Here is a 19,380-nt window from a genome sequence, read left to right as displayed (position 1 = left end):
GGCGGGGGTGGCTCGTCCTTCCGGGCGCCATTTCGGGTCATTCGCCCTGCTTACGATGGTCGGGAGCCGAGGCGGCAGCCGCCTCGGCTCCGCCGTGCCTGGAAGCAATGAACCGGTTGGAGAACCATGCGCCTCTCCCGTTCCATCGGGCTGTCCGCCGTCCTGGCCGTGGCCGGCCTCGCCGTCACTGGCTGTGGCGGGGGCGCCGAAGCCGAGGAGAGGCCCGCCGCGAAGTCCTCCTCGTCGGCTCCCTCCGCGCCGTCCCCGTCCGCCACCCCCGTCACGGAGAAGCCGGCTCCGCCCGCTCAGCTGCTGACCGGCGCTGCCAGGGTCGTACGGCCCGAGATCGCCCCCGCCAACGGTGAGAAGGTCGGCGTCGGCCAGCCCATCTCCCTGGTCTTCAAGCAGCAGAAGGTCTCCAAGGAACTGCGCGCGGGCATCGAGGGCCGGCTGAAGGTCTCCACCTCCCCGAACGTTCCCGGGGCCTGGCACTGGAACGAGACCAAGGGCGACACCCGCGTCCACTTCCGCCCCGAGAAGTACTGGCCCGCGGGCACCAAGGTCACCCTCGACGCCCGCCTCGACGGCGTCAAGCTCGCCGACGGCACGGCGGCGGGCGGCGACCGCACGGTGTCCTTCACCATCGGCGACTCGATGGTCAACACCGTGGACCTCAAGACCCACAAGCTGACCGTCGTCCGCAACGGCAAGACGCTGCGCACCATCCCCATCAGCGGCGGCGACGAGTCGAAGAACTTCCAGACCCGCGAGGGCATCAAGACCATCCTCGCCAAGGAGGGCCGGGTCGTCATGGACTCGCTCTCCATCGGCATCCCGCGCAACCATCCGGACGGGTTCTACGGCTCGTACGACTACAGCATGCGCGAGACGGTCAGCGGCGAGTATGTGCACGCGGCCCCCGACAACGCCGAGTCCTTCGGCAAGGAGAACGTCAGTCACGGCTGTATCGGCATGTCGACGGACGATGCCAAGTGGCTGTACGGGCTGAGCCTCAAGGGCGACGTCGTGCAGGTCACCGGCGGCTCCAAGCCCAAGCCGATGGACCGCTTCGGCAATGGCTACGGCGACTGGAACCTGAGCTGGCAGGAGTGGCTGGAGGGCAGCGCGCTCGGCGTCCGCACCGGCTGAGCCGGGCCGTCGGGGGCTGCCGGCGGTGAGCCGGAAGGGTTTTCCACAGGCAGGTTATCCACAGGGGTGAACACGGGGCGCCTCTCGTACGTATCGTCGGATGACGGCACGACGAGAGGCGGCGGACGGCATGACACTCCTGGGGCAAGGGGAAGCGGTGGGGACAGGCGTGGACCGACGGCGGCCCGCGCTCTCCCGGTACGCGCTGCTGCCCCTGCGGGTCTTCCTCGGCGTCACCTTCATCTACGCGGGGCTCGACAAGCTCACCGACTCCGCCTTCCTGGCGAGCGGCGGGCCGGGCTCCCTCGGCGAGCTGATGCGCTCGGTGCGGGACTCCAGCGCGATCCCGGCTCTGGTCGACCTGGCGCTGAAGAGCCCGGTCGGCTTCGGCTGGGCGATAGCCCTCGGTGAGCTGGCGGTGGGCCTGGGCACCCTCTTCGGTGTGTTCGCCAGGGCCGCGGCCGTGGGCGGCGCGCTGATCTCGCTGAGCCTGTGGCTGACCGTGAGCTGGGTGGCCACGCCCTACTACTACGGCAACGACCTGGCCTATCTGATGGCCTGGCTGCCCTTGATACTCGCGGGCGCGCCGTACCTCTCGGTGGACGCGATACGCGGCGCCACCGTGCGGCGGCGCAGGCCGCTCGACCGATAACGCGGGCCTTCGACCGATCCGGGGACCGGCTCAGTCGACCGGCTCGGAGAGTTCGCCGCCGCGGCCCCGGCGGCGGCGCACCAGCAGGGCGAGGGAGGAGGCCAGGCCGGCCAGACAGAAGCCGACGCCCAGGGCGGGCAGCAGCGCATACGAGGGGAAGTGCCACGAGCCGTGGGCCGCGGCGAGATAGGCGAAGCAGCCGCCCAGGAGCATCAGCCCGACGACGAGCTTGCCCGGTTCGAAATCATGCCTGCGCACGGTCCACCTCCACTTGGCCGATGCCGACCTTCAACCGGATCTCCAGGGTGCCGCGCGAGGACTGCCCGACGCGGGGCTCCAGCGTCAGGTGCTGCTTCTGGCCCGGCTTGACGTCGACCTTGTCGCGGCCCTCGCCGGGCATCCGGATGTCACCCACGCCCACCTCGATGGTCAGCTTGGTCGTCACGTCCTCCGGGACCACGAGCCTGAGCTGCCCGGCCCCGACCTCGGCGCCCGTGCGGACCGGGGCGTCCTTCGGCCACTGCAACCCCGTCAGGTCGAGCACGCCCACGCCGGAGCCCACCTTGTAGGTGGCGCCCTGCACGGCGGGAGCGCTCACGGGGTGCCAGGTCGCCCGCCTCCAGTCGGAGGTGACCGACTTGGGCAGTGCGGCAGCGCCCACCAGCAGCGCCGCGGTCAGCACCGCCGCGACGACCGTGCCGCCGCCCGTGCGCCCGTACAGCGAGCTGACCGTGATGCCGAGGCCGAAGACGCCCAGCGCGCAGGCCAGACCGATCTCCAGGCTGGTGCCCAGTGGCTGGTGGTGCCAGGACAGCCCGGTGCCGATCGCGAGGGCGATCATCGCCAGCAGGAACGTCCAGCCGCCGAGCGGGCGTCCCACGGGGGCGACCCGGCGGGACCGGGTGCGCTTGGCGAGCTCCTTGTCGTACGGGCTCTCGTCCGGACCCCACAGATAGCCGGTCGCCGTGCCCATGGGGCCCGTGGTGCCGTCCTTGACGATCGGGTCGCGCCACCATGACGGGGTGCCCGGGGCGGGGGGCGCCTTGGTCTCCGGGGGAGCCTCCATCGTCTTCTGGGGCTTCTGCGCGGTGGCGGCGGCCTCCTCGCCCTCCGGCCGGTGACGGTGACTCGACCAGTAGGCCGCTCCCACCGTGGCTATCGTCAGCATCAGCGCGAAGGTCATCACCGTGCCGTTGTTGAGCATGGAGAGGAACAGCCCGCAGCCCACCAGGGCGCACAGCACAGCCGTCAGGGCCGGGCCCTCGACGCGGCCCGACAGCAGCCGCCGCCCCTCGTTCTCCTCCTCGCCCTCCATCGGGATCAGCAGCCATGCGAAGCCGTAGATGATCAGCCCCAGGCCGCCGGTGGCCGCGAGCACACCCAGCACCACGCGGAAGATGACGGGGTCGAGGTCGAAACAGCGGCCGAGGCCGCCGCACAGGCCCGCGACCACCTTGTGCTCACGGCTGCGCCGCAGTGGTGGCGAAGCGGTCGGCGAGCCGCCGTGAACCGCGCCCGCCTGCTGCGCGTCCTCGGTGGTGGGTGTGTCGGTCATACAGAACATGGTGTCAACCGGAACGCGCTTTCGGCACACCTGACAACCCTGGCCGTTCCCTGAGATCACCCCTGAGACGCTGCCGGATATCGTGACGCGTCGAACACTTACGGGGGAACCGGAGGGGTGCACGGTGTCTGAGTCAGTGTCCGGGTCCGCGGCGTCGGAGCCGGGGCCGGACCGCGGCCGACTGGTCGCCGGACGGTACCGGCTCCTGGAGCTGATAGGCCGCGGCGGCATGGGCACCGTGTGGCGCGCCGAGGACTCGCTGCTCGACCGGCAGGTCGCCCTCAAGCAACTGCGCGTCTCCCCCTATCTGGACGAGGACGAGCTCGCCACGCTCTACGAGCGCACCCGCCGCGAGGCCCGCAGCGCCGCCCGGATCAACCATCCCAATGTGGTCGTCGTCCACGATGTCGTCGAGGACCGCGGCCTGCCCTGCATCGTCATGGAGTATGTCCCGTCGACGACCCTCGGCGACGTCCTCAAGGACGGCACCGTCACTCCGGAAGAAGCGGCCCGCATAGGGCGCGGCATGATCGCCGCCCTGCGCGCGGCCCACGCGGCCGGGGTGCTGCACCGTGACGTCAAGCCCGGCAACGTCCTGCTCGGCGACGACGGCCGCGTCGTCCTCACCGACTTCGGCATCGCCCGCTCCACCGGCACCTCCACCCTGACCAAGACCGGCGAGATGGTGGGCTCGATCGACTACATCGCGCCCGAACGCGTCAAGGGCGCCAAGCCCGGCCCCGCCTCCGACCTGTGGGCGCTGGGCGCGACCCTCTACCAGGCGCTGGAGGGAAGGCCGCCGTTCCGCAAGGACACGGCGGTCGAGACCGCCTACGCGATCGCCATCGACCCGCTGGAACCTCCCCGCAACGCGGGCCCGCTCGCCAAGCTGATCGAGACCCTGCTGGCCAAGGAGCCGGAGCTGAGGCCCCCGGCCGAACTCGTCGAGCAGATCCTGCGGGAGCCCGCCGCCGAACCGGAGACCGCGTACATGCGGGTGCCGGAGCCACTGGCCGCGCCCGGCCGCGAGGAGCAGGACCCGCCCCGGACCAGGCGCGAGGCCGTACCGGAGACCGGCCCCGAGGCCACGGTCGTGGACTCCTCCGCGGGCACGGGCGGCGGTGACGGCGGGCGGAAGCGGAAGGCGCTCCTCTGGAGCGCGGTGGCCCTGGTCGCCGTCGCCGGGGCCGGGATCGGGCTCTTCTTCTCCCTTCAGGGCGGCGGCGGTGCGGACGAGGACACCGTGGCCCGTTCCGCGCCCGGGAAGGACACCGCGTCCGAAGGGTCCGGGACCCGGCCGACGCCTGCGGCCTCCGCCCCGCCCTCGGCGCCCGCGGGCTACCGCATGGTGGAGGAGAAGAAGCTGGACGCCTCCTTCCCCGTACCGAACGGCTGGACCAGGGAGGAGAAGCCGTCCACGGAGGTCAACTATGTCGACCGCACCGGCCGGGCCGCCCTCAAGGTCAACGCGCTTCCCCTCGCGGGCGCCGACCCCCTCCAGCACTGGAAGGACGTCGAGGTCCAGACCAGGACACAGGTCGGCGGGTACAGGCTGGACCGGATGCACGAGACCAGGTTCCAGGGCGAGCGGGCCGCGTACTGGGAGTTCACGTTCGAGGGCCGGGCCCGGAGGTACCGGGCGGCGGACCTGGGATTCGGCAAGGAAGGCGGCAAGGAGTACGCCATCTACCTCTCGGCCCCCGCCGCCGACTGGGACCGGTACCGGCCCGTCTTCGACGCGGCGTGCGACGGCTTCCGCGCCAAGCACTGACCCGGTGCCGGACGCGCCGGACCAGACGCGCCGGACCGGACGCGCCGGAGCGTGCGCGCCCCGAGGACGAACCCGGGTCCCGTCAGGGTCGTCCCTGATGTTCCCGCAGGCCCCGACATGTGACGATCGGATACATGACCACCGTCCCCGCTCCCGACGACCGCCCCCTGCGCAAGCTCTACCGCAGCGCCGAAGGGCGGCTGCTCGGCGGCGTCTGCCGCGGCCTCGCCGGCCACCTCGGCGTGCCCGTCTCCTGGGTGCGCATAGTGTTCCTGGCGCTGCTGCTCGCCCAGGGCATGGGCGCGGTGCTCTACGCCGTCTTCTGGTTCGTCGTGCCGCTCGGCGTCGGCGGGGTCGACGCCCCGCGCCCCGCCCCCGTCGAGACCCACCCCGACGGGCGCCGCCGCCTCTTCGCGCGCAACCCCGACCGTGGTCAGCTCTTCGCGCTGATCGCGCTGGTCATCGGCGTCGCCATCTTCGCCGACAACCTCCACCTGGGCCGCGCCAACGCCTATATCTGGCCGCTGCTGCTGGTCGGCGCGGGCGTCGCCCTCGTATGGCGGCAGGCGGACAACGCCCGGCGCGCCCACTGGATGGAGGTCAGCCGCCGCAAGCGCGTCCTGCCCCTCGCGCGTGGCGCGGCGGGCGTCGTCCTCGCCGGCGTCGGCGTGACCGGCATCGTCGTCCTCCAGGGCTCCGCCGAACACCTGGGCACGGTCCTCCAGTCCGCGCTGGCCGTCCTCGTCGGCATAGCGCTGCTCGCGGGCCCGTCGCTGGTGCGGATGACGCAGGACCTCTCCGCCGAGCGCACCCTGCGCATCCGGGCCCAGGAGCGTGCCGAGGTCGCGGCCCACGTCCACGACTCCGTCCTGCACACCCTCACCCTGATTCAGCGGAACGCCGAGGACGCCCGCGAGGTCGCCCGCCTCGCGCGGGCCCAGGAGCGTGAGCTGCGCGCCTGGCTCTACCGGCCGGAGGGCCGCGGCAAGGACGAGGCGGAGGAGCCCAGCACCCTCGCCGAGGCCGTCAAGGCCACCGCCGCCGAGGTGGAGGACCACCACGGAGTGCCCATAGAGGTCGTGGTCGTCGGCGACTGCCCCCTCGACGAGCGGCTGGCGGCACAGATGCAGGCCGCCCGTGAAGCCATGGTCAATGCCGCCAAGTACGGTGGCGAGGGCGGCGCCGTCCAGGTCTACGCCGAGGTCGAGGGGCATACGGTCTTCGTCTCCGTGCGCGACCGCGGACCGGGCTTCGACGTGGACGCGGTGCCGGACGACCGGATGGGCGTCCGCGAGTCCATCATCGGCAGGATGCAGCGCAACGGTGGCACGGCGAGACTGCGCTCCGTGCCCGATGGGGGAACCGAAGTGGAGCTCGAAATGGAGAGGGCGGAGAAGACGGCATGACGACGACCGAAGAGACGGCGGAGCGCCATGTACGGGTCGTGCTGGTGGACGACCACCGGATGTTCCGGACGGGGGTGCAGGCGGAGATCGGGGCCACCGACCGCACGGGCGTCGAGGTGGTCGGTGAGGCGGCCGACGTCGACCAGGCGATCACCGTCATCACCGCGACCCGCCCGGAGGTCGTCCTCCTGGACGTCCACCTCCCCGGCGGCGGCGGGGTGGAGGTGCTGCGCCGCAGCGCGCCCCTGATGGCCGACCCGGACCACCCGGTGCGGTTCCTCGCCCTGTCCGTGTCGGACGCCGCCGAGGACGTCATCGGCGTCATCCGCGGCGGCGCCCGCGGCTACGTCACCAAGACCATCACCGGTACGGATCTCGTCGACGCGGTCTTCCGGGTCAAGGACGGCGATGCCGTGTTCTCCCCCCGGCTGGCGGGCTTCGTGCTCGACGCCTTCGCCTCCACCGACGCCCCGCCGGTCGACGAGGACCTGGACCGTCTCACCCAGCGCGAGCGCGAGGTGCTGCGCCTGATCGCCCGCGGTTACGCGTACAAGGAGATCGCCAAGCAGCTCTTCATCTCGGTGAAGACCGTGGAGTCCCATGTGTCGGCGGTGCTGCGCAAGCTCCAGCTGTCCAACCGCCACGAGCTGACCCGTTGGGCCACGGCCCGCCGCCTGGTCTGACCCGTCCCGTCCGGCCCGCCGCGCCGCCCGGCGGCCGGGCCGGACGGAACCACCTCGGCTCCCTGCCCATCTACAACGGACGAGAGGCTCTCACTCCCGCAGGGCCGGGGCCCGTACCGGGCCGACGATCCGAAACGAGAGCCCGATGAGTCTGACGGGTACGCCCTTCCTCCTCACCACGATCGTGCTGGTCGCGGTCGCCCTCGCGCTGCCCATGACCCTGTGGGGCAGGATCGGCGGGCCCAGGCTCGTCCGGCACGTCGCCCGGTTCTTCATGCTGCTGTTCGCGCAGGCCACCGCGATCACGCTGGTCTTCGTGATCGTCAACAACGCCAACGGGCTCTTCGACACCTGGGCCGACCTCCTCGGCACCGGCAACCACGTGAGCGCGGCCGCCGACCTCGGGCCGGACGGGACCGGTGGCAAGTCGGTCAAGGACGAGCCGAAGGTCCTCCAGAAGTTCCAGCCGGTGTCGGACAAGCGCATGGGCCCAGGGGTTCAGCAGACCCAGCTCAAGGGCCGCATATCGGGCGTGGAGGGCGAGGTCTACGTCTGGCTGCCGCCGCAGTACGAGGACCCCGCCTACCGGGACAAGACGTTCCCCGTCGTCGAGGTGCTGCCCGGCTTCCCCGGCTCCGCGAAGGCGTGGTTCGGCTCTCTCGACGTCAATACGCAGCTCAAGCCGATGATGGAGAAGGGCGAGGTCGCGCCCTTCATCATCGTCGCGCCCCGCACCACCCTCCTCGGTGACGTGGACAGCGGCTGCGCCAACATCCCCGGCAAGGTCAACGCCGACACCTGGCTGAGCGTCGACGTCCGCAAGATGGTCGTCGACAACTTCCGGGCGGAGGAGAAGCCCGACGGCTGGGCGGTCGCGGGCTATTCGGCGGGCGCGCACTGCGCCGCCAAGCTGGCCGTCGCCCACCCCGACCGCTACCGCGCGGGCGTCAGCCTCTCCGGCTACAACGACCCCGCGGGGGAGCCCTCCTCCCTCACCGCGAAGACGCCCGAGCTGCGCGACGAGAACAACCCCTGGAAGATGCTCCAGCGGGCCAAGACCCCGCCGAACGTGGCGCTGTTCGTCTCCGGTGCGGAGGGGGACGGCTACCAGGGCGGTATGGCGCTCAAGGATGCCGCGAAGGCGCCGACGACGGTGGACGTCGTCAAGGTCCCGGCGGGAGCGGGCGGGCACGGCACGGCCGTGTGGGAGCGGCAGGTGCCGGACGTCTTCCGCTGGCTGACGAAACACGTGCAGCACTGAGCGCTCCGCCGGAAGCGCGGTCGTTCGGCCGCGGGCCGTCGGCGGCCGGCCGCGCCCGCACGGCGGAGCCGCGGATCGGCGCTGCCCCGCGCCCCCTCGGAGCGCGGTACCGCACCGGGCTTCCACGCTTCCACGAGTCCGCCCAGCGGACCGTTCCGCCGCCCTGCCCCCGCCTCGCCCCGCCCTTGTCCGGTCGGGGCGGTCACGAGCCCGCCGTACCCCGCGAACCGCGTCACGCCGGGCGGACAGCGCCCGCGAACGGCATTTCGTCGACCGGGGCGACGCGGACCGGGGCGCCGGGGTGCGGGGCGTGGATCATCTGGCCGTTGCCGACATAGATGCCGACGTGGCTGATGCCGGGGTAGAAGAACACCAGGTCGCCGGGGGCCAGTTGGCCCCGTGCGATGCGCCGCCCGGCGTTGATCTGCGTGTAGGTGGTGCGCGGCAGCGACACCCCCGCCGCCTGCCAGGCCGCCTGCGCGAGCCCGGAGCAGTCGAACGCCGACGGCCCGGTGGCCCCCCAGACGTACGGCTTGCCCAGCGCGGCGTAGGCGTAGGCCACGGCCCGTGCGGCACGCTCCGTGGAGGCCAGCGCCTGCGCGCCGCTGCTCGCGATCTTGTCCGCGGACCGGGCGGCGGTGTGCGCGACGGCCGTGACGCCGCGTGCGGGCGCGGAGGTGATGTCCCCCTGCTCCACGGCCGTACGGACCGGGGCGGGCATCTGGTTCAGCAGTTGCCGGGCGTCGTTGAGCCTCGCCTCGATGGTGTGCTTGTTCCGGGCGAGCGAGGACTCCTGGCGCCTGAGCTCGGCGAGCCGGGTGTCCGCGGTGCTGCGCACCTGCTGGACGTCCCGCAGCTCGTGGCGGAGCCGGTTGACGGTGACGGCCTGGCGGCTGCCCGCCCGGTCGGCCAGCGACGCCCGCTCCAGGTACTGGTCCGGGGCGGACGTCAGCAGGATCCGCATGCCGGCCGGGACGCCGCCGTCGCGGTACTGGGCGGTGGCGACGGAGCCCAGGGCGTCGCGGGTGGCGTTCAGCCGCTGGGTCTTGCGGGCCGCCTCGTCCTGGAGCCCGCCGATCGCCGACTCCGCGGCCCTGGCCTTCTCCTTGGCGCCGTTGTAGCGCTCGGTGGCGACCTCCGCCTGCTGGTAGTACAGGTCGACCCGGTCCCGCAGCTGGGCGGTGGTCAGGTGGGGGGCGGCATGGCCGGTGCCGACGGACGCGGTGGCGGTCGCGGCGCCCGCCAGGGCCAGGGTGGCCGCTGTCCGCGCGGTGCTGCCGGCGAACTGGTGCTGCTTGGGCTTTCGGTGCGATGCCACGTCGGCCGTCACTCTTCCTTCCACAACCTGCTGGCGCAGGGTCGCGCTGTCCTTGCCGTAGGGCTGTTTCCCGCCGTGCGGCGCAGCGGCGGCGGCCCGCCATGAGGGGGGAGAGAGCGGACCGCCGCCGTCTGGGGCAGGACGCTATGGGTGGGGTCACGCCCGAGAACGCACATGACCGGTACTGGCTGGAACCGGCCATGATGTGACTGCCCCTGATCGGATAACTCGCCCCGGTGCGGAGGGATATATGTCGTGTGTGATCGAAGTGGCTATTGAGCCCTACCTCGCCGTGAGGGAGTGCTAGAGCCCCGGCTAGGGTCGGGTCCCATGGACGTACTCATTCACGCCGTCGTCGGCCTCCACATCATCGGCATCGCCGCCCTGCTCGGCGGCTTCATGACCCAGATGAAGGCCATGGGCAAGGGCGAGGCGCGCATGGTCCCGGCGATGCTGCACGGGGCGCTGACGATGCTGGTGACGGGCGCGGCGCTGTACGGCCTCGACAAGGCCGACGGGCACGCCCCGGACACCTTCAAGATCGGTGTGAAGCTGGCGTTCCTGGTGGTGATCCTCGGGCTGGTCTATGTGAAGCGGGACGACGAGAAGGTGGAGGCTGCGGCCTTCGGTACGGTGGGCGCCCTGACCGCGGCGAACATCTTCATCGCCGTCCTCTGGACGTAGCCGCACCGCCCTCGCGCCCTGTGGATCCTGGCCGGTTCGCGGGGTGTCCGGGGAAGTGGGACCCGCTGTCAGTGGGGCGGCCTAGACTCGGGAGGCGATGAGCAGCCTCTTTGACGACAGCTTCCTGGCGGATCTCGGCACCTCGGGCGAGGAGCCCCCGCCGCCCCCGGAGGACGACGGAGCCCCGGAGCCGGTGCCGCACGACCTCTTCGGGGGCGTCTTCGACGCGCCCGTGCCGCGGGAGGCGTACTACCGCGACGGCGCCGCGCGGCCGCCCGTCGACCCGGCCGCGCTGCTGGAGGGGATGAACGACCAGCAGCGCGCCGCCGTGGTGCACACGGGCTCGCCGCTGCTGATCGTCGCGGGCGCCGGGTCCGGCAAGACGCGCGTGCTCACCCACCGCATCGCGCACCTGCTGGGCGCGCGCGACGTCCACCCCGGCCAGATCCTCGCGATCACCTTCACCAACAAGGCCGCGGGCGAGATGAAGGAGCGCGTCGAGGAGCTCGTGGGCCCGCGCGCCAACGCGATGTGGGTGATGACCTTCCACAGCGCGTGCGTGCGCATCCTGCGCCGCGAGAGCAAGAAGCTGGGCTTCACGTCCTCGTTCTCGATCTACGATGCCGCCGACTCCAAGCGGCTGATGGCGCTGGTCTGCCGGGACCTCGACCTCGACCCGAAGAAGTTCCCGCCGAAGTCGTTCAGCGCGAAGATCTCCAACCTCAAGAACGAGCTGATCGACGAGGAGAGCTTCGCCGGGCAGGCGGCTGGGGGCACCTCCCAGACGGAGTCTGGGGGAGGTTTCGAGAAGACGCTGGCGCAGGCGTACGCGATGTACCAGTCGCGGCTGCGCGAGGCCAACGCGCTGGACTTCGACGACATCATCATGACCACGGTCCACCTGCTGCAGGCGTTCCCGGACGTGGCCGACCACTACCGCCGCCGCTTCCGGCACGTCCTGGTCGACGAGTACCAGGACACCAACCACGCGCAGTACACGCTGGTGCGCGAGCTGGTCGGCACCCCGGAGAGCGCCCCCGAGGACGGGGTCGCGGAGCTGTGCGTCGTCGGTGACGCCGACCAGTCGATCTACGCCTTCCGCGGGGCGACGATCCGCAACATCCTCCAGTTCGAGGAGGACTACCCGGACGCCACGACGATCCTGCTGGAGCAGAACTACCGCTCCACACAGACGATCCTCAGCGCCGCCAACGCCGTCATCGAGCGCAACCAGAACCGCCGCCCGAAGAATCTGTGGACCGAGGCCGGGGCGGGCGCGACCATCACCGGCTATGTCGCCGACACCGAGCACGACGAGGCGCAGTTCGTCGCCGACGAGATCGACCGGCTGACGGACGCGGGCGACGCCAAGGCCGGTGACGTCGCGATCTTCTACCGGACCAACGCCCAGTCGCGCGTCTTCGAAGAGATCTTCATCCGCGTCGGCCTGCCCTACAAGGTCGTCGGCGGAGTGCGCTTCTACGAGCGCAAGGAGGTCCGCGACGTCCTGGCGTACCTGCGGGTGCTCGCCAACCCCGAGGACACCGTGCCGCTGCGGCGCATCCTCAACGTCCCCAAGCGCGGCATCGGCGAGCGCGCCGAGGCCATGATCGACGCGCTGGCCCTGCGCGAGAGGATCAGCTTCGCGCAGGCGCTCCGGCGGGTGGACGAGGCGTACGGCATGGCCGCGCGCTCGGCCAACGCGGTCAACCGCTTCAACGTCCTGCTGGAGGAGCTGCGCACCGTCGTCGAGTCGGGTGCCGGGCCCGCCACCGTCCTGGAGGCGGTCCTGGAGCGCACGGGCTATCTCGCCGAGCTCCAGGCGTCCACCGACCCGCAGGACGAGACCCGCATCGAGAACCTTCAGGAGCTGGCGGCCGTCGCCCTGGAGTTCGAGCAGGAGCGGGAGGGCGAGGAGGACCAGGGCACGCTGGCGGAGTTCCTGGAGAAGGTCGCGCTGGTCGCGGACTCCGACCAGATCCCCGACGAGGCTGAGAGATCAGCGGCTGGCGCCGAGGGCGAGGGCACGGGCGTCATCACCCTGATGACGCTGCACACCGCGAAGGGCCTGGAGTTCCCCGTCGTCTTCCTCACCGGCATGGAGGACGGTGTTTTCCCGCACATGCGGGCCCTCGGGCAGACGAAGGAGCTGGAGGAGGAGCGGCGGCTCGCCTATGTGGGCATCACCCGCGCCCGCGAGCGGCTGTACCTGACCCGGGCGAGCATGCGCAGCGCCTGGGGCCAGCCCGCGTACAACCCGCCGTCGCGGTTCCTGGAGGAGATCCCCGGCGAGTTCCTCCAGTGGCGCCGCACCGGCCCGGCCACGCCCTCGGCGTCGATGGGCGCGGTCTCGGGGCTCACGTCCGGCTTCTCGTCCTCGCGCGGCGGTGGCGGCGCGAAGGCGGGCCCGAGCGGTTTCGCGACGCGGCGTACCAAGGACCGGCAGGTGGTGGCGCTGGCCGTCGGTGACCGTGTCACGCACGACTCGTTCGGGCTGGGCACCGTCGTCGCGGTCAAGGGCAGCGGCGACAACGCGGAGGCGACGGTGGACTTCGGCGAGGAGAAGCCGAAGCGGTTGCTGTTGCGCTACGCGCCGGTGGAGAAGCTCTAGCCCTTCGAGGGGGCCGCGAAAAACGCCGGGCGGGCCGGAGGATCCGGCCCGCCCGGCGTCGGAGCCCGGTGGGTGATGCCTACGTCGGGTCCAGGTCGTGGGCCCGGAGCCAGGGCAGGGGGTCGACGGCCGAGCCGCCGGGGCGCACCTCGAAGTGCAGGTGCGGGCCCGTGGAGTTGCCGGAGTTGCCCGAATAGGCGATGACATCGCCCGCCTTGACCTGCCCGGAGCGGAGCTTGGTGCTGCTGAGGTGGCAGTACCAGGTCTCCGTGCCGTCCGGTGACGTCACTATGGCCATGTTGCCGTAGGCGACGTTGTACTGCGTGCGGACCGTGCCGTCGGTCGCGGCCATGACGGGCGTGCCGTAGCTGACGGGGAAGTCGATGCCGGTGTGCACCGACATCCAGTTGACGCCTGCCTGGCCGAAGTACGCGCTCAGCCCGTGCTGGTTGACCGGGAGCGAGAACTTGGGGCGCTCCGCTTCCTTGCGCGCCGCTTCCTCCGCCTTGCGCTTCTTCTCCTCCTCCTGCCGCAGCTTGAGGTCGATGCGCTCCTGGTTGCGGCTCGCGCGGGTGGCGAAGTCGTCGGCGCCCCGGCTGAGGCCGGCGAGCTGGGTGTCCAGCTTGCTGTTGGCGAGCGAGGACACGGCGGCGTTGTCCGGGGCCGAGGCCGCCTGCGTCTTCTGGGCGTCGTCCTTGCCGCCGGAGACGGACGCGGCGGCGATCCCCGCGACGCCCATCACGGCGACGGAGGGCACGGCCACCGTCAACAGCGCCTTGCGGCGCGGCCGGTAGCCCGTACGGGAGGGGGCGCCCTTGCGGCGGCTGCGGCTCTGCGCCGGGATGTCCGCCCGCGCCGGTGTGTCCTGTCCGCCCTGTCGGTCCTGTCCGTCCTGCTCGTCCGCGGGCTCCGGCGGTTCGACCACGGACATGGTGCGGGTCTCGGCGTCGGCGACGGACCGGGCGCCGGGCCCGGGGTCGGCGGCGGAGAGGTCGACCATGACGGTGGGGGTGCGCTGGGGCTCCTCCGGATCCGCGTACGCGCTGGTGTCCCAGGTCTGCGTCTGCGGGGCGTCGCCCCAGCCGTTGTCCGTGGGGTGGCCCCAGCCGGAGGTGTCCCCGGCCGGGTGGGCCCCGGTGTCCCAGCTCTGGCCGTGGACCGAGGCGCCGCCGGCCCAGCTGCCGTCCGCGGGGTGCGCCCAGCCGGCGCCGTTCGACGTGTCGTACGCGCCGGGCGTGTTCCAGGAGTTGGTGTCCGTGGCCCGGGTACCGTCGGGGCCGCCCCAGGCGGAGGTGTCCCACTGGCCGGTGTGCCCGGTGTCGTAGCCGGTGAACTCCCAGGTCTGGGTGTGGCCGGAGGCGCCCGTGGCCCAGCCGCCGTCCTGGAAGTGCTCCCAGCCCGTGGTGTTCGCGCCCCAGGAGGCGTCGGGGGAGTGCCCCCAGCCGGAGGTGTCCCACTGGCCGGAGCCCTCGTAGCCGGGATAGCCGTGCGGGGTGCCCTGCTGCTCGTACGACGTGCAGTGCCCGTAGGAGAAATCCTGAGCGGGACCGGTCGGGCTCGAGCCCGCCGACGGGTGACGGTCGTTCACCACCACTTCTCTTTCGCCTCGGGAGCAGGAGAATTAGCGGCGACTGTACCCGGCGGTTCGGGATGGCGACAATCTTCGTCACGTTTCAGGTGGGCGCGGGGCGGGCATTTGGCCGTCTTTCGGCGGACTGAACCCCCGAAAATCGATTTGACGTTCGATGGCTGTTCGGTTTTTCGGCGTGTCGTATGGCGTGTGCGCCGGGCAGGGGTGTACGGGGCCGGTCGCGGACCGGCGGGCGGACCGGCCGGAGGTCGGGCGACGTCAGGCGACGGACGCGGCGCCGGACGTGTCGGCCGCGGTTTCCTCCGTGCTGAGGGCCTGGCGGATGCCCGCCGCCACGGCCCAGTGGACCGGGAGGGCGAGATGCCCCACGCCGGTCACGCGCACATTGCGGGTGAGCAGATCCGGGTGGTCGATACGGGCCGTCTCGACCGGCACCATGATCTGGTCCAAGTCGCTCCAGAAGCTGATGAAACGCGTTCGGCAATCGGGCGCGGGCGCGGCGAGTTCCGTAAGGAGAGCGGACCCGGGGTACATCTGCCGGGCCAGCGGATGGGCGTACGCCAATGACGCGACGCGGGTGCCGCTGTGCGGGGTGCCGAGCGTGACCAGCGTTCTCACCCGGGCGTCGCCGCCGAGCCGTTGGATGTAATAGCGGGCTATCAGGCCCCCGAGGCTGTGCCCCACCACATCGACCTCCGGCCGGCCGGTGCGCGCGCAGAGCTCCTCCACGTGCCGGGCGAGCAGTTCGGCCGCGGTGCGGGCATCGCAGGTCAGCGGGGAGTAGTTGAGGGACTCGACGTGCTCCCAGCCGTGCCCGCGGAGGGAGCGGCGGAGCAGGACGAAGACCGAGCGGTTGTCGATGAAACCGTGCAGCAGGACGACGGGCGGGTGGGAGCCGTGTTCTGTTTCCTGCGCCGTCCTGCCGTTCGTTCCGGATTCGGATGCGGCTTCGGGCGTGTCGTTGGGCCCTGTGGGTGGTGGCGGCAGTGGCGGAGGGCGGCGCTCCTGGGTCAGGCCCGTGGGGTAGAGCAGCGCGTGGCCGGTGAGGATCGCCAGCTCCAGCAGCGTGGAGCGGACGAGCACCGCCCTGGGACGCAACAGGGCCGAGAAGAGGATGAGCAAGCGCAGGGCCACCATGGCCGACCTCCGGAACGGCACACAGAAGGCGGCTCTCTCCCCCCGGTGCGCAGACATCGGGAAGCTGTGCGCGGCCGGCCGCACCACTGCGCCGTGCGGCTGTCGGCACAGGGGCGCGGCCACCTCGCTGCGGCTCCCCTCGCAACCACCCGCCGTCCCGCTGTCCCGGTGGCGCGAGTGGCTCCATGACCCGTGAGATACGGAAGCGCGAGGGTGGTGCGTAGCGAACGTGTTGTCCCACGTGTGATTTCCCCCTCCCTCTCCACCGCGAAACGGCCGGGTGCGGGATGCTGGGGATAACGTTCGTTCACGTCCCTGGCCCCGAGGGGCCGGGAATCCCCGCGGCCGGTCACCGGCAGCCGTACTTCTCGTACTTGGAGGCAGTGATGGGAGTGACCGGTCCGATCCGTGTGGTGGTGGCCAAGCCGGGGCTCGACGGTCATGACCGCGGGGCCAAGGTCATCGCCCGGGCGCTGCGCGACGCCGGCATGGAGGTCATCTACACCGGCCTCCACCAGACGCCGGAGCAGATCGTGGACACCGCGATCCAGGAGGACGCCGACGCGATCGGCCTGTCCATCCTCTCGGGAGCCCACAACACGCTCTTCGCCAAGGTGATCGAGCTGCTCCGGGAGCGCGACGCGGAGGACATCAAGGTGTTCGGCGGCGGCATCATCCCCGAGGCGGACATCGCTCCGCTCAAGGCGCAGGGGGTCGCGGAGATCTTCACCCCCGGGGCGACCACGACGTCCATCGTCGACTGGGTCAACGCCAACGTCCGCCACGCCGCGGAGGCGTGACCGGCAGCGCCGCGCGGCCGCGCACCGACGGGAGGGGCCCATTGCTCAGCCCGCCAGTTCGGCGTGCATCGCGGCGCGCAGCCGCAGCGTGGCGACGAGGCGCTGGAACGCCTCCGTCCAGTACGCGGCTCCCCCCAGGGCGTCGTCGGGGGCCGCGGTGAGCACCTCCATGCGGTCGGCCAGTGCGGGGTCGAGGCAGCGCTCCGCCAGCCCCATCACCCCGCTGAAGCTCCACGGATAGCCGCCCGCGTCCCGGGCGGCGCCGAGGGCGTCCACCAGGGCCGTGCCCAGCGGCTCCGGCCACGGCACCTCGCACACCCCGAGCAGCCGGAACGCCTCCGGCAGCCCGTGCGTCGCGATGAACTCCGCCACCCACTCCGCGCGCTCCCCGGGCGGCAGCGCGGAGAGCAGCTTCGCCTGGTCCCGCCACGACGCGCCCTCCGCCGCGGGGGCCGCCGACGCCGGACCGAGCAGGACCCGCGACCACTCCGCGTCCCCCTGCCGGACGGCCGCCCGGCACCAGGCCGCATGGAGGTCCGGCTGCCAGCCGTCGGCGACCGGCAGGGCCACGATCGCCGCGGCACTCCTGCCACCGAACCGCTCGCGCCACACGGCCAGCGGTGCCGCCTCCACCACCTGGCCCAGCCACCACGACCGCTCGCCGCGCCCGGACGGCGGCCGTGCGACGACGCCGTCCCGCCGCATGTCCTTGTCGCACTCGTGCGGTGCCTCGACGGATATGCGGGCGGCGTCGCCCGTGCGCTCCAGGGCCACGCACGTACGCGCCCGCCCGGCCATCCGCCGCGCCAGCGCGGAGCCGGGGAGGGCCGTCAGCAGCTCCGCCGCGGTGCTCCGCACGGTGCGGCTCCGGTCGTCCAGGGCCTGTTCCAGGAACGGCTCGTCGGCCGGGGAGAGCCCCTCGCGCAGCGAGTCCAGGAACATCAGCCGGTCCTCGGCGCGCTCCGTCCGCCAGGTGGCCGTGAGCAGCTCCCGCCCGGCCGCCGGGTCGTGGCGCCGCACGGAGACGAGCAGGGCGACGCGCTCGGCGAACAGCCCCTCCTCCCACACCTGTCGCGCCCCCGGGCCGTCGAGCGGCCCCGTCGCGCGGCCCGGCGCCGGGGGCGGACCGGCGCGCAGTGCGTACTTCCACTGCGGGTTGAGCGCGGCCAGCCACCGCGCGCGGGGCCCGCCGAGCGCGAGTGCTCCCGGGCGGAGGTCGGTACGGGCGCGGGCCGCGTCGAGCAGGGCGGGCAGCAGGGCTGCGGGCGCCCGGTAGCCGTGCCGGTTGGCGGCGGCCAGCCATTGGGGCAGCAGCTCGGTGAGATCGGGCGCGGTGCCGCGGCGCCCGCCGTCCGCCGAGCGGTCGGTGAGCAGCAGCTCCAGCCGCCGTCCGGCGGCGGGTGGCAGCGGGGGCCGGGGATCGGGGGGTGCCGCCTCGGGCCGTGGCCGGGCCACGGCCGGGAGCAGCCCGGCCCGCCGCCGGACGGTCTGCGCGGCCGCCGCGTCGAGCAGCGCCGCGGCGGCGTCCTGACCGGGCCGTGGCTGTACGGGCGGGGTGCGCCGCTCGGTGCCGAGGAGGGCGGCGGAGACCAGCTCGTCCCAAGTGGTGTTCATGCGCTTGCCCTTTCGTGTGTCCGTCGGCCCGCGGCGCCGCCGTTCGTCGCCGCCGGCCCCGTCAGAGCGCCACCGGTTCGGGCGCCCATGTGGTCAGCGGGGTGAAGCCGCGGTGGCCGCACTCGCCGAAGACCGTGACTGGGTGGCCGCCGGATATCGCGGTGAGCTGCCACAGGGCCGTGCGCTCCCGGTGCCGGTGGTCGACGGGGAGCGCCGACCCGCCCTGGGCGTCCACCAGTTGCCAGCGGCCGTCCGGGCCGGGGACCGGGACCACGGCGTCGAGCAGCACCGGCCACGCGTCCAGCCACGGGTCGTCGCGCAGCGCGTCGCCGTACGCGGCCAGGGCCTGCCGGACGTCGCCGCCCGGCGGCTGCCCGGGGCAGGGCTCGGGAGCCGCGTGCCGGGCCGCCAGGGCGGCACGCAGCGGCCGCGCCGCCGGGTAATAGGCGAGGTCCGCGTCCAGCACGCTGCCCGTCGGCAGCGACAACTCCGGTGCCCGCCCGCCCGCCCCGTACGAGAGGAGCAGCGCCATGCGGCCCGTCCGGCGGCCGCGGAGCCAGATCTTCCGGGTGATCAGCCGGCCGTCGTCGCCGTCCGTACGGGCCAGGACCAGCCAGTGGTCACGGACCGGGGGGACGGAGGCGAGCAGCGCGGCCGTGTCCACGGGGATGCCGACCCGCGTCCGCACCGTGGCCGCCAAGGACTCCGGCAGCCGATCGAGGCGCAGGAACCCCTGGTTGAGCATGTGCAACAGGGCGCACTCCGCCAACAGCCGCGACGCCCAGTCCCCGTCCGAACCGCGCGCGGCCGCCAACTCCCGTACGCGCGAGGCGAGTCCGGGGGCCTGCGCGTCGACCATGCGCGCCGCCGTCTCCTCCCACTGCCCGTACCCCGGCCCGTCGGCGGCCGCGAGGCCGCCGCGCAGCAGATCGCCGAGCCGCCGCTCCAACTCCGCGGCACCGGCGGCCATTCGCCGCGCGCGGCGCTCCGCGCGCCCCCGGGCCGCGTCCGTGTCCGATGGGCCACCCTCGGGTGGCGCAGCCGTCCGCTCCATGCCCCACACGCTACGACCCCCCACTGACAATCGCCCTGACCTGCGAACTTCCCTCGCCGGGGCCGATTGTCAGTGGGGTGGTGCA

16 protein-coding genes are annotated in these 19,380 nt (G+C 72.6%); 9 read left to right on the top strand and 7 right to left on the bottom strand.

The genetic code is table 11. The annotated features are described in order from the left end of the window. Nucleotides 1–126 precede the first annotated feature (126 nt). Both ACWD4A_RS09280 and ACWD4A_RS09275 read left to right on the top strand, forming a co-directional pair. Nucleotides 127–1,149, top strand: coding sequence for a L,D-transpeptidase (locus tag ACWD4A_RS09280; protein WP_451191456.1), 1,023 nt, complete (start codon nt 127–129; stop codon nt 1,147–1,149). Nucleotides 1,150–1,279: 130 nt separating this feature from the next. Further along, the gene (locus tag ACWD4A_RS09275; RefSeq protein ID WP_451191570.1) at nt 1,280–1,801 is read left to right on the top strand and encodes a DoxX family protein; all 522 of its coding nucleotides are present in this window, start codon (nt 1,280–1,282) and stop codon (nt 1,799–1,801) included. A 30-nt stretch (nt 1,802–1,831) separates the two neighbouring features. Here ACWD4A_RS09275 and ACWD4A_RS09270 read toward each other — a convergent pair whose 3' ends face one another. Continuing rightward, nucleotides 1,832–2,059: a hypothetical protein gene (locus ACWD4A_RS09270; protein ID WP_451191454.1), complete on the bottom strand. Its 228-nt coding sequence runs from the start codon at nt 2,057–2,059 to the stop codon at nt 1,832–1,834. Next, nucleotides 2,046–3,356 carry a PspC domain-containing protein gene (locus ACWD4A_RS09265; RefSeq protein ID WP_451191453.1) on the bottom strand — a complete coding sequence of 437 codons (1,311 nt, stop codon included), beginning with the start codon at nt 3,354–3,356 and terminating at the stop codon, nt 2,046–2,048. The genes ACWD4A_RS09270 and ACWD4A_RS09265 overlap by 14 nt, the downstream gene beginning before the upstream one ends. Nucleotides 3,357–3,594: 238 nt before the next feature. Between ACWD4A_RS09265 and ACWD4A_RS09260 the strand changes: the two genes are divergently transcribed. The 4 genes from ACWD4A_RS09260 (at nt 3,595) to ACWD4A_RS09245 (ending at nt 8,486) form a co-directional block, all read left to right on the top strand. After that, entirely contained in the window at nt 3,595–5,136 is a 1,542-nt protein-coding gene (locus ACWD4A_RS09260; RefSeq protein ID WP_451191567.1) for a protein kinase domain-containing protein, read from the top strand. Between the two features lie 134 nt (nt 5,137–5,270). Then, nucleotides 5,271–6,542 (top strand): PspC domain-containing protein, encoded by a 1,272-nt coding sequence (locus tag ACWD4A_RS09255; protein WP_451191451.1) that lies wholly within the window; start codon nt 5,271–5,273, stop codon nt 6,540–6,542. Next, nucleotides 6,539–7,225: a LuxR C-terminal-related transcriptional regulator gene (locus tag ACWD4A_RS09250; protein ID WP_451191449.1), complete on the top strand. Its 687-nt coding sequence runs from the start codon at nt 6,539–6,541 to the stop codon at nt 7,223–7,225. Before ACWD4A_RS09255 ends, ACWD4A_RS09250 begins: the two co-directional genes overlap by 4 nt. A 145-nt stretch (nt 7,226–7,370) precedes the next feature. Beyond that, a complete protein-coding gene (locus ACWD4A_RS09245; protein WP_451191446.1) occupies nt 7,371–8,486 on the top strand; it encodes an alpha/beta hydrolase in 1,116 nt (371 codons plus the stop codon). A 232-nt stretch (nt 8,487–8,718) separates the two neighbouring features. Here ACWD4A_RS09245 and ACWD4A_RS09240 read toward each other — a convergent pair whose 3' ends face one another. After that, complete coding sequence (locus ACWD4A_RS09240) at nt 8,719–9,804, bottom strand: NlpC/P60 family protein (protein WP_451191445.1); 1,086 nt, start codon at nt 9,802–9,804, stop codon at nt 8,719–8,721. 330 nt (nt 9,805–10,134) lie between these two features. Here ACWD4A_RS09240 and ACWD4A_RS09235 point away from each other — a divergent pair, with 330 nt between their 5' ends. Further along, nucleotides 10,135–10,488: a hypothetical protein gene (locus ACWD4A_RS09235; protein WP_451191443.1), complete on the top strand. Its 354-nt coding sequence runs from the start codon at nt 10,135–10,137 to the stop codon at nt 10,486–10,488. 97 nt (nt 10,489–10,585) lie between these two features. After that, nucleotides 10,586–13,099 carry a DNA helicase PcrA gene (pcrA, locus tag ACWD4A_RS09230; protein WP_451191441.1) on the top strand — a complete coding sequence of 838 codons (2,514 nt, stop codon included), beginning with the start codon at nt 10,586–10,588 and terminating at the stop codon, nt 13,097–13,099. Between the two features lie 79 nt (nt 13,100–13,178). Here the strand turns inward: pcrA and ACWD4A_RS09225 are convergent, their stop codons facing one another. Then, the gene (locus ACWD4A_RS09225) at nt 13,179–14,687 is read right to left on the bottom strand and encodes a peptidoglycan DD-metalloendopeptidase family protein (RefSeq protein ID WP_451191440.1); all 1,509 of its coding nucleotides are present in this window, start codon (nt 14,685–14,687) and stop codon (nt 13,179–13,181) included. A gap of 261 nt (nt 14,688–14,948) precedes the next feature. Next, nucleotides 14,949–15,827 (bottom strand): esterase/lipase family protein, encoded by an 879-nt coding sequence (locus tag ACWD4A_RS09220; RefSeq protein WP_451191438.1) that lies wholly within the window; start codon nt 15,825–15,827, stop codon nt 14,949–14,951. 386 nt (nt 15,828–16,213) lie between these two features. Here ACWD4A_RS09220 and ACWD4A_RS09215 point away from each other — a divergent pair, with 386 nt between their 5' ends. Beyond that, nucleotides 16,214–16,627 (top strand): cobalamin B12-binding domain-containing protein, encoded by a 414-nt coding sequence (locus ACWD4A_RS09215; protein WP_451191436.1) that lies wholly within the window; start codon nt 16,214–16,216, stop codon nt 16,625–16,627. 45 nt (nt 16,628–16,672) lie between these two features. On the opposite strand, the gene ACWD4A_RS09210 is transcribed toward ACWD4A_RS09215, so the two are convergent. Together ACWD4A_RS09210 and ACWD4A_RS09205 are read right to left on the bottom strand one after the other, a co-directional pair. Next, nucleotides 16,673–18,241, bottom strand: coding sequence for a DUF5691 domain-containing protein (locus ACWD4A_RS09210; RefSeq protein ID WP_451191434.1), 1,569 nt, complete (start codon nt 18,239–18,241; stop codon nt 16,673–16,675). Nucleotides 18,242–18,302: 61 nt separating this feature from the next. After that, the gene (locus ACWD4A_RS09205; RefSeq protein ID WP_451191432.1) at nt 18,303–19,325 is read right to left on the bottom strand and encodes a hypothetical protein; all 1,023 of its coding nucleotides are present in this window, start codon (nt 19,323–19,325) and stop codon (nt 18,303–18,305) included. Nucleotides 19,326–19,380 lie beyond the last annotated feature (55 nt).

It is taken from the genome of Streptomyces sp. NPDC002537 (genome assembly GCF_053594975.1).
This window is presented reverse-complemented; position numbering and strand designations above follow the sequence as displayed.

What these genes read in the sequence shown, in the direction of transcription:
- ACWD4A_RS09280 (WP_451191456.1), top strand. Translation starts at nt 127, where the DNA reads ATGCGCCTCTCCCGTTCCATCGGGCTGTCCGCCGTCCTGGCCGTGGCC.
- ACWD4A_RS09275 (WP_451191570.1), top strand. Translation starts at nt 1,280, where the DNA reads ATGACACTCCTGGGGCAAGGGGAAGCGGTGGGGACAGGCGTGGACCGA.
- ACWD4A_RS09265 (WP_451191453.1), bottom strand. Translation starts at nt 3,356, where the DNA reads ATGACCGACACACCCACCACCGAGGACGCGCAGCAGGCGGGCGCGGTT.
- ACWD4A_RS09260 (WP_451191567.1), top strand. Translation starts at nt 3,595, where the DNA reads ATGGGCACCGTGTGGCGCGCCGAGGACTCGCTGCTCGACCGGCAGGTC.
- ACWD4A_RS09255 (WP_451191451.1), top strand. Translation starts at nt 5,271, where the DNA reads ATGACCACCGTCCCCGCTCCCGACGACCGCCCCCTGCGCAAGCTCTAC.
- ACWD4A_RS09250 (WP_451191449.1), top strand. Translation starts at nt 6,539, where the DNA reads ATGACGACGACCGAAGAGACGGCGGAGCGCCATGTACGGGTCGTGCTG.
- ACWD4A_RS09245 (WP_451191446.1), top strand. Translation starts at nt 7,371, where the DNA reads ATGAGTCTGACGGGTACGCCCTTCCTCCTCACCACGATCGTGCTGGTC.
- ACWD4A_RS09235 (WP_451191443.1), top strand. Translation starts at nt 10,135, where the DNA reads ATGGACGTACTCATTCACGCCGTCGTCGGCCTCCACATCATCGGCATC.
- pcrA (WP_451191441.1), top strand. Translation starts at nt 10,586, where the DNA reads ATGAGCAGCCTCTTTGACGACAGCTTCCTGGCGGATCTCGGCACCTCG.
- ACWD4A_RS09220 (WP_451191438.1), bottom strand. Translation starts at nt 15,827, where the DNA reads ATGGTGGCCCTGCGCTTGCTCATCCTCTTCTCGGCCCTGTTGCGTCCC.
- ACWD4A_RS09215 (WP_451191436.1), top strand. Translation starts at nt 16,214, where the DNA reads ATGGGAGTGACCGGTCCGATCCGTGTGGTGGTGGCCAAGCCGGGGCTC.
- ACWD4A_RS09210 (WP_451191434.1), bottom strand. Translation starts at nt 18,241, where the DNA reads ATGAACACCACTTGGGACGAGCTGGTCTCCGCCGCCCTCCTCGGCACC.